The sequence below is a fragment of the Arthrobacter sp. A2-55 genome, from assembly GCF_025548615.1.
In the GTDB taxonomy this organism is placed as follows: Bacteria; Actinomycetota; Actinomycetes; order Actinomycetales; family Micrococcaceae; genus Specibacter; species Specibacter silviterrae.
Genome location: NZ_JAJLOZ010000061.1, coordinates 21,195 through 29,919, shown reverse-complemented (window position 1 = coordinate 29,919; position 8,725 = coordinate 21,195). Strand labels below are relative to the sequence as shown.

Here is an 8,725-nt window from a genome sequence, read left to right as displayed (position 1 = left end):
ATTCCCCCTGCGGCGCTGATCATGGCGACGGCGTCGAGTCCCTCAATGCCGCGGGCGGCAGCCTGGGCCAGCAGCCGCACCACCAGGACGGCACCGGATGCGCCATAGGGGTGGCCGAGGGCCAGTGCGCCGCCGTCGCGGTTCAGGCTGTCCGGGTCCAGGCCCAAAATGTCGGCCACGGCCAGCACCTGCGATGCAAATGCCTCGTTGAACTCAATCAGGCCCCGGCCAAGGGCCCCGGCGTCGAGCCCCGTCCGCTGCATGAGGATGCTTGTGGAGTGGGCCGCGCCCACGCCCATGAGAGCCGGCTCATTGCCTGCCGTTGCGGCGTCCACGAAAGTGAGGCCATGGCTGGGGCTGGCGGCGAGGCTCCGCGCCAGCGTGACGCTGGTGACGACGACGGCGGCCGCGCCGTCGCTGTAGGGGCAGGAATTGCCGGCCGTCACCGTGCCGCCGTCCACGAAGGCGGCGGGAAATCTTGCCAGCAGCTTCTCCGTCAGTTTCGGCCTCGGGCCCTGGTCGGCGGCCAGGCCGGCCAGGGGGTGCAGTTCGGCGTCGAATTCCCCTGCCGCAGCGGCTGCGACGGCGCGCTGGTGGCTTTGCAGGGCGTAGGCGTCCTGCCGTTCGCGCGTGATCCCGTAGGCGGTGGCGACGTTCTCGGCTGCCACTCCGGCATCGGGGTCTCCCCCGCCGCCGTTTGTCGTGTCGAGGGGCGCGAACTGGGCGCGTGCAATGAAGTCCAGGGTCCCGTCCGGACGGCGGTTTGCCCGGGCAGGGGCCGTGCTGATGCTTTCCACCCCGCCGGCCAGGTATGCCTGGCCCGCCCCCGACTGGACCAGGCGGCAGGCCAGGACAATGGCTTCCAGCCCCGAGGCGCACTGCCTGTCCACGGTCAGGCCCGGCACCACGTCCGGGAAGCCGGCCGTCAGGGCGGCGAGGCGGGCCACATTGCCGCCGCCGCCCGTTGCGTTTCCGAGGATCACGTCGTTGAGGGCACCCGGGTCGATGCCGGCTGCCGCGACGGCCGCACGCATCACCGGCGCGGCAAGATCGTGCGCCGGAATGTGGCGGTACGCACCGCCCGCCTTGGCCGTGGGAAGGCGCTTGGCGGCAAGGACGACGGCGGTCCTGTCTGGGTCCGTCACGTCACTGAATCCGATGTGCACGGGCGTCACCTTTCACAATCCATTCGGCCAGCAGGGCCCGGCTGACTTTTCCGGCGCCGGTGGCTGGGTTCGCCGCAAGGGCGTAGTACCGGCTGGGACGCTGCTGGGACGGCAGGGCGGCGGAGCGCTTCCGGCAGGCGGCCAGGAGCGCAGCCAATTCCTCCGGCGAGCCCAGCAGGCCGGCCACCACACGCTGGCCGCGAACGGGGTCGGCAAGGCCCGTGACCACCACTGCGCCCTCCATGCCGTCCCCTGTGAGTGCCTGCTCCACCTGCTGCGGATAGACGTTGGCACCGCTGGTGACGATCATCTCCGACGCCCGGCCCGCCACGTGGAGCGCCCCGTCGCTGTCGAGCCAGCCTTGGTCCCTGACGGTGTGCCAGCCGTTGACGGTGGCGAGGGCCAGTCCGTCGTCGCCCCAGGCGTAGCCGTCACAAATATAGGGGCTGCGTACGCTGATGTCTCCCACTTCGCCTGTGGGCAGCTTTCGGCCGGCGGCGTCCAGAACAGCCAGTTCCACGCCGGGAAATGCTGTGCCGACCGGGCCCGTCCCCCTGCCGCCAAGAATTTCAGAGGCGGCCACAAATCCCAGTTCGGATGCACCGTAATACTGGTAAATGCGGGCTCGGGGGGCCCAGCGCCGGGCCAGGGCGAGCAGCCCGGGGGGCAGCGCGGAGCCGGCGCACACTATGGAAGTCACACCCGAGGGGCCCTGCCCGGTGGCCAGCCCGCGGGCGGCGATCAGTCCCAAAACGGTGGGGACCAGCACCAGCCGGGTCACGGCGCGGTCCCTGATGGAAGCGAGTGCCGCGTCCGGGGTGAAGCCCGGCAGTGCCACAAACGTGGACCCGCTAAACAGGCACTCGCCCAGGGCATAGAGGTTCATGCTGGCGGCCAGGGGGCCGGGCGCCAGCGTCACGTCTTCCTGGCCGACGCCGAAGTACTGCGTGCTGGCAAGAAACGACGCCCGCCAGGACTCCCGCGACCGCATGAATGCCTTGGGGACGCCGCTGGTCCCGGAGGAAAGGCCCAGCAGGAAAGTGGACGCCGGAATGTCAGCCGAACCGGCCCAGCTTCTGGCATGGTGGGTGATGGATTGGCGCAGTTCGGCCGGCCAGCCGGAATCGAGGACGGCGGCCACAGCCGATGCAGCCACTGCGGCGCAAAACTGGCCGGCAAGTGCCGTTCCCGTGGGCAGGTCCACCACGGCGAGTCGGCCGCCCGTGGCGGAGCACCGGCCCTGTGCTGCAGCAGCAGCGGCGGCGCCGAGCTGGGCATAGCTGAGGGTGTCCGTCCCGGTGACGACGGCGGCACGGCCCGGTTGTGTGGCGGCCCACTGGTGGACCCTGTCGATGAATGGCATTGCTTTCATCGTAAGGGACGAATGTCCTTGGAGCCCCTTGGCCGGGCGGCTACTGTAAAGCCATGACTTTCAACGAAGGCGCACGATTGGACCCGTCGCAGGTGGAGGACCGCCGGGGCGGAGGGGGAATGGGCCGCGGCGGCAAGATGGGGCTGGGCCTGGGCGGCGGCCTGGTGGTGCTCATCGGAGCCCTGCTCGGCATCAATCCCGATCTGCTGGCAGGCATGGTGGGCGACACCGGCCAGCCCCCTGCCGTTGAACAGACGGCCGGATCGGCCATCAGTTCCTGTGTCAGCGGCGCCGATGCGAATGCCCGGCTGGACTGCCGGATCCTCGGCACGGCCAATTCCCTCAACACCTTTTGGCCCGCCTACCTGGCCCCGTACAAGGTCAAGTACACGGTGCCCAAGACGGTCATCTTCAGCTCCAGCGTGAGTACGGCCTGCGGCCCGGCCAGCACCGACGTTGGGCCGTTCTACTGCCCCGGGGACAACAAGGCCTACTTTGACCCTGCGTTCTTTTCCCAGCTGGAGACACAGTTTGGTTCCTCCGGCGGGCCGCTGGCCCAGGAGTATGTGGTGGCCCATGAATTCGGCCACCACGTCCAGGACCTCCTTGGCACCATTGGCAAAGCCCAGCAGGATCCGCGCGGCGCCCAGTCGGCGTCAGTGCGCACCGAGCTGCAGGCGGACTGCTATGCCGGAATCTGGATGCGCCACGCCTCCACCCAGCCGGCTCCCGGCAGCAGCTCGCCGTTCCTGCGCCCGCTCAAGCAGCAGGACCTCAACGACGCCCTCTCCGCTGCATCCTCCGTGGGCGACGACAGGATCCAGCAGGCGGCCACGGGGCACAGCAACCCCGAAACGTGGACACACGGTTCCAGTGCCCAGCGCCAGCACTGGCTGTCCACCGGCTACCAGAGCGGGGACCTGGCCAGCTGCGACACGTTCTCCGTGCCCAAGGTGTAGCCACAGCAAAAACGCAGGAACCGCCGTCGAGCCTGGATATGCCAGGCCCGACGGCGGTTCCCTGTGTTGCGAACTAAATGTTGAAGCCGAGGGCCCGCATTTGGTCGCGGCCGTCGTCGGTGATCCGCTCGGGACCCCACGGCGGCATCCACACCCAGTTGATCCGCCATTCGTCCACGATGGGGCCAAGGCAGTTTTCGACCTGCTCTTCAATGACGTCCTGGAGAGGGCAGGCCGCTGTGGTCAGCGTCATGTCCAGCAGCAGGGCGCCGTCGTCGCCGTAGCGCAGGCCATAAAGGAGCCCGAGGTCGACGACGTTGACACCCAGTTCGGGGTCAATGACGTCCTTGAGCGCTTCCTCGACGTCCTCGAGGTCAGTCTGCGCAGTTGCCACGGGGGCACTTGTTTCGCTGATGTCAGTCATGATTCCTTCTTCGCTTTTCCTTCTGAAAAGTGCGGTGGCTAGGCCGTGGCCGGGGCTTGCGCCAGGTAGCGGTCGTAGCCTTCTTCTTCGAGTCGGTCGGCCAGTTCCGGGCCGCCCTGCTCGGCGATGTTGCCATCAACAAACACGTGGACAAAGTCAGGCTTGATGTAACGCAGGATCCGCGTGTAGTGGGTGATGAGGATGGTGCCGAGGCCGCCGGTCTCAATGGCACGGTTGACACCCTCGGAGACAACCTTCAGCGCATCGACGTCAAGGCCGGAATCGGTCTCGTCGAGAACAGCGAACTTGGGCTTGAGCAGTTCAAGCTGGAGGATCTCGTGGCGCTTCTTTTCACCACCGGAGAAGCCTTCATTGACGTTGCGCTCGGCGAATTCGGGCTCGATGCGCAGCTGGGACATGGCCGCCTTGACGTCCTTGGTCCAGGTGCGCAGCTTGGGTGCTTCGCCGTCGATGGCCGTCTTGGCCGTGCGGAGGAAGTTCGTCATGGTGACGCCCGGGATTTCCACGGGGTACTGCATGGCCAGGAACAGCCCGGCGCGGGCGCGCTGGTCCACGGTCATCGCGAGGACGTCTTCGCCGTCGAGCGTGATGGAACCGCTGTCCACGGTGTAACGCGGGTGGCCGGCAATGGTGGATGCCAGGGTGGACTTGCCGGAGCCGTTGGGTCCCATGATGGCGTGGGTCTCACCGGTTTTGATGGTCAGGCTGACGCCCTTGAGGATCGGCTTGACGCCCTGCTCAGTGACGATGCTGACGTGCAGGTCCTTGATTTCCAGAGTAGACATACTCTAATTTCTCCTAAGAATATTGGTGTGTGGTGCGCGGGAAGGGCGTTAGTTGTCGATGCTGACGCCGTTAAGAATGTTGGTGACGTCGACATAAACATCGCCGTCGTGGACTTCCAGGTTGAAGACGGGCACGGGCTCGAAGGCGGGCAGCGTCAGCGGTTCACCTGTTTTCAGGTCAAAGGAACTGCCGTGCGCCCAGCATTCGATGGTGCCGTCCTCCACGTCGCCCTCGCTCAATGAGATTTCCGCATGGGAGCACGTGTCGCCGATTGCGTGCAATACGCCGTACGAGTCCCTGACAATGGCAATGGGAAAGTCATCCACCTCCACCAGGAGGGAAGACTTTACCTCAACGTCGCTGTCCTGGCAGACGACGACGCCGGCGGGCGTGGAGGAATCGCTCATTACGCCGTTGCCGCCAATTCCCGTTCCACGGCATCGCGCATGCGCTCCTCAAGGGCGGGAACCTTGATGTGCTGGATGACCTCGTTGAGGAAGCCGCGCACCACCAGTCGGCGGGCCACATCTTCCGGGATGCCGCGGGCCTGCAGGTAGAACAGCTGCTCGTCGTCAAAGCGTCCGGTGGCACTTGCGTGTCCGGCGCCCTCGATGAGGCCCGTTTCAATTTCCAGGTTCGGCACGGAGTCGGCGCGGGCACCCTGGGTCAGGATCAGGTTCCGGTTCATCTCGTAGGTGTCGGTGCCCTCGGCTTCCTTGCGGATCAGCACGTCACCGATCCAGACCGCGTGCGCACCCTCGCCCTGCAGTGCGCCCTTGTAGGTGACCCGTGACTTGCAGTTGTTGGTGGAGTGGTCCACGAACAGGCGCTGTTCCAGGTGCTGCCCGGCGTCGGCGAAGTACAGGCCGTACATTTCCACTTCGCTGCCGGTGCCGGCGTAGCGGGCCGACGGCGTGGTCCGGAGCAGGCTGCCGCCGAGGTTGATGACCACGTGCTTGACCTTTGCGTCGCGGCCCACCTTGATGTGCTGCGCGCTGGCGTGGACGGTGTCGTCATTCCAGTCCTGGATGCTGACAACGGTGAGGTTGGCACCGTCCTCGACCAGGATTTCGACGTTCTCGCTCAGGACCGCGGTGCCACGGTGGTCCAGGACCACCACGCCGGAGGCGAACTTCTTGGCGTGGACGAAGATGTGTGCGGCGGCCGGGGTCACGCCGGCGCCGGTCAGCGTCAGCGTGGTGACGTCCTCCACGGTGCCCTGGTATTCGGCGGGCAGGGTGACGACTGTCGCCTCCTTAAAATTCTCCCAGGCGGCGGCAGCCACACGGTCCTCGGGAATTCCCGCGGTGCCGATGCGGGCGTCGTCGCGGCCCACGGTCTCCACCGTGACGGCGTCGGGCTTGGTGACCTCGACAGCAGGTGCGTCGCCGTCGAGCCCCTGGCCCTTGACACCCACACGGTCCAGGCCGCGGAGGCGCTTGAGCGGGGTGAAGCGCCAGTCCTCCTCGCGGCCGGTGATCAGGGGGAAGTCGGCCAGCTTGTAGGAGGTGAGGCGGCCGGCACGTGAGCTGTCGGGGATGCCGACGCCGCCGCCGTGGCTGTCGCCGTGCGAATGCGCGTTGGCAGCTGAGCCTCCCAGGGGACCTGAGGCAGGGTTGATCTCGGAAAGCTGCTCGCCTTCCTCCGTCATGCCCTTGATGAAGCCCTGCGACCAGACCTGTCCGTCCGGGGCGTCCATTACTTTTTCTTCGGTGAGCTCGGTCATTTAGCCGACGGCCCCTTCCATCTGCAGTTCGATCAGGCGGTTCAGTTCAAGCGCATATTCCATGGGCAGTTCCTTCGCGATGGGCTCGATGAAGCCGCGCACGATCATGGCCATGGCCTCGTCCTCGGGCATGCCGCGGGACTGCAGGTAGAACAGCTGCTCTGCGCTGACCTTGGACACCGTTGCCTCGTGACCCATGGAGACATCGTCTTCGCGGACGTCAACGTACGGGTACGTGTCGGAACGCGAGATGTTGTCAACCAGCAGTGCGTCACAGCGCACGGTGTTGGCGGAGTGGTTGGCGCCTTCACGGATCTGGACCAGGCCGCGGTAGGCCGACCGGCCGCCGCCGCGCGCAACCGACTTGGAGATGATCGAAGACTGCGTGTTCGGTGCGATGTGGACCATCTTGGACCCGGTGTCCTGGTGCTGGCCCTCGCCGGCAAAGGCAACGGAGAGGGTCTCGCCCTTGGCGTGCTCGCCCACGAGGTAGACGGCCGGGTACTTCATGGTGACCTTGGAGCCGATGTTGCCGTCCACCCATTCCATGGTGGCGCCCTCGTGTGCAATGGCGCGCTTGGTCACCAGGTTGTACACGTTGTTGGACCAGTTCTGGATGGTGGTGTAGCGGACGCGGGCGTTCTTCTTCACCACAATTTCGACGACGGCGGAGTGCAGCGAGTCCGAGGTGTAGATCGGGGCCGTGCAGCCTTCAATGTAGTGGACGTAGCTGCCTTCGTCGGCGATGATGAGCGTGCGCTCAAACTGGCCCATGTTTTCGGTGTTGATCCGGAAGTAGGCCTGCAGCGGAATCTCCACGTGGACGCCCGGGGGCACGTAGACGAAGGACCCGCCGGACCAGGCTGCCGTGTTCAGCGAGGCGAACTTGTTGTCGCCGACGGGGATCATGGTGCCGAAGTATTCCTGGAAGATTTCCGGGTGTTCGCGCAGGCCCGTGTCGGTGTCGGTGAAGATGACGCCCTGTGCTTCCAGGTCCTCGCGGATCTGGTGGTACACCACCTCGGATTCGTACTGGGCCGTGACGCCGCCCACCAGGCGGCTGCGCTCAGCTTCGGGGATGCCGATCCGCTCGTAGGTGTTGCGGATGTCTTCGGGGAGGTCCTCCCACGTCTGCGCCTGCTCCTCCGTGGACCGGACAAAGTACTTGATGTTGTCAAAATCGATGCCGGAGAGGTCTGCACCCCAGGTGGGCATGGGCTTGCGGTCAAAGTACTTCAGGCCCTTGAGGCGCATGTCCAGCATCCACTGGGGCTCGCCCTTCTTGGCGGAGATGTCGCGGACCACCTCTTCATTGATGCCGCGCCGGGCGTTGGCGCTGGCCTCGTTTTTGTCCGACCAGCCAAAGGCGTAGTTGCCCAGTCCCTCCAGCTCCGGGTTTCTTTCGAGGATGTCGTGGTTGGTGGAGTCTTCGACCGCACCATTCGCGCGTACGTCCTGCGCTAATTGATCCGTCATCACGGCCTTTCTTGCTGATGGTTGGAAATATTCTGCGACGGGCGCGCCATGGCCGCAGGAACGCTGACGCGCTTGCGGACCACGGCCCGGCCCGTTGGTACATGGGTGGTGCACACGTGCCCGCCACTTGCCATGGTGGAGAGCCTGCGGACGTCGACGCCCAGGAGGCGGGAAAAAACTTCCGTCTCGGCGTCGCAAAATTGGGGAAAGGTGGTGGCCAGCGCCTGGATGGGGCAGTGACCCTGGCACAGCTGCTCGGCAGCCATGGCCGAATGCGGGTTCAGCGAGTTGGACGTGGCCACAAAGCGGTCCTCGTTCAAGGCTGCGGCGAGGGCCCGGGAACGGGCGGCCACGTCGGGGCCGGCGGCGTCCACCAGGGGCTGGTACTTGGCCTCCATCTTGGCAAAGCGGCGTTCGGCAAAATCCACCACGCCTTGTTCACCGTGGCTGCCGGCAATCTCGGCCAGTGCCAGGCGGGCTATTTCCAGGTAGTCGTCGCCGATTTCAGCCTGCCCCTGCTTGGACACCACATAGCGGCGTGCGGGGCGGCCGGCCCCGCTGGTGGCATTGCTGATGAGCTTGACTTCAATGACGCCCTGTTTGGACAGCGTGTCCAGGTGCCGGCGGACCGCTGCCGGGGTAAGGCTGAGCATCTTCCCCATTTGCGCCGCGCTGACGGGCCCGTGCTCCAAAACCGCTGTCAGGACCCGGTCGCGGGTGCGTTCATCCGGTTCCAGGCCGGCAACGTGCCCCAGTTCGACTTGCGTCATGCTCGACACCTCCGCCACATGGATA

9 protein-coding genes are annotated in these 8,725 nt (G+C 66.0%); 1 reads left to right on the top strand and 8 read right to left on the bottom strand.

Annotation, left to right across the window (positions count from 1 at the left end; all coding sequences use genetic code 11):
• Both LPN03_RS15630 and LPN03_RS15625 read right to left on the bottom strand, forming a co-directional pair.
• Positions 1-1,166: thiolase family protein (locus tag LPN03_RS15630; protein WP_262454930.1), on the bottom strand; the 1,166-nt coding region annotated here is incomplete at its 3' end.
• Positions 1,147-2,538: a class I adenylate-forming enzyme family protein gene (locus LPN03_RS15625; protein ID WP_262454929.1), complete on the bottom strand. Its 1,392-nt coding sequence runs from the start codon at positions 2,536-2,538 to the stop codon at positions 1,147-1,149. The genes LPN03_RS15630 and LPN03_RS15625, both read right to left, overlap by 20 nt.
• Positions 2,539-2,591: 53 nt before the next feature.
• On the opposite strand from LPN03_RS15625, the gene LPN03_RS15620 reads away from it, so the two are divergent.
• Complete coding sequence (locus tag LPN03_RS15620) at positions 2,592-3,497, top strand: neutral zinc metallopeptidase (protein WP_165180704.1); 906 nt, start codon at positions 2,592-2,594, stop codon at positions 3,495-3,497.
• 73 nt (positions 3,498-3,570) lie between these two features.
• Here LPN03_RS15620 and LPN03_RS15615 read toward each other — a convergent pair whose 3' ends face one another.
• The 6 genes from LPN03_RS15615 to LPN03_RS15590 are packed head-to-tail and all read right to left on the bottom strand — an operon-like array spanning position 3,571 to position 8,700.
• Positions 3,571-3,921, bottom strand: coding sequence for a metal-sulfur cluster assembly factor (locus LPN03_RS15615; RefSeq protein WP_262454928.1), 351 nt, complete (start codon positions 3,919-3,921; stop codon positions 3,571-3,573).
• Positions 3,922-3,959: 38 nt separating this feature from the next.
• Positions 3,960-4,727, bottom strand: a complete 768-nt coding sequence (gene sufC / locus LPN03_RS15610; protein ID WP_165180702.1) for a Fe-S cluster assembly ATPase SufC — start codon at positions 4,725-4,727, stop codon at positions 3,960-3,962.
• Positions 4,728-4,775: 48 nt separating this feature from the next.
• The gene (locus tag LPN03_RS15605) at positions 4,776-5,135 is read right to left on the bottom strand and encodes a non-heme iron oxygenase ferredoxin subunit (RefSeq protein WP_165180701.1); all 360 of its coding nucleotides are present in this window, start codon (positions 5,133-5,135) and stop codon (positions 4,776-4,778) included.
• Positions 5,135-6,454, bottom strand: coding sequence for a Fe-S cluster assembly protein SufD (sufD, locus tag LPN03_RS15600; RefSeq protein WP_165180700.1), 1,320 nt, complete (start codon positions 6,452-6,454; stop codon positions 5,135-5,137). The genes LPN03_RS15605 and sufD overlap by 1 nt, the downstream gene beginning before the upstream one ends.
• Positions 6,455-7,930 carry a Fe-S cluster assembly protein SufB gene (gene sufB, locus LPN03_RS15595; RefSeq protein ID WP_165180699.1) on the bottom strand — a complete coding sequence of 492 codons (1,476 nt, stop codon included), beginning with the start codon at positions 7,928-7,930 and terminating at the stop codon, positions 6,455-6,457.
• Entirely contained in the window at positions 7,930-8,700 is a 771-nt protein-coding gene (locus LPN03_RS15590) for a helix-turn-helix transcriptional regulator (protein ID WP_165180698.1), read from the bottom strand. The genes sufB and LPN03_RS15590 overlap by 1 nt, the downstream gene beginning before the upstream one ends.
• Positions 8,701-8,725 lie beyond the last annotated feature (25 nt).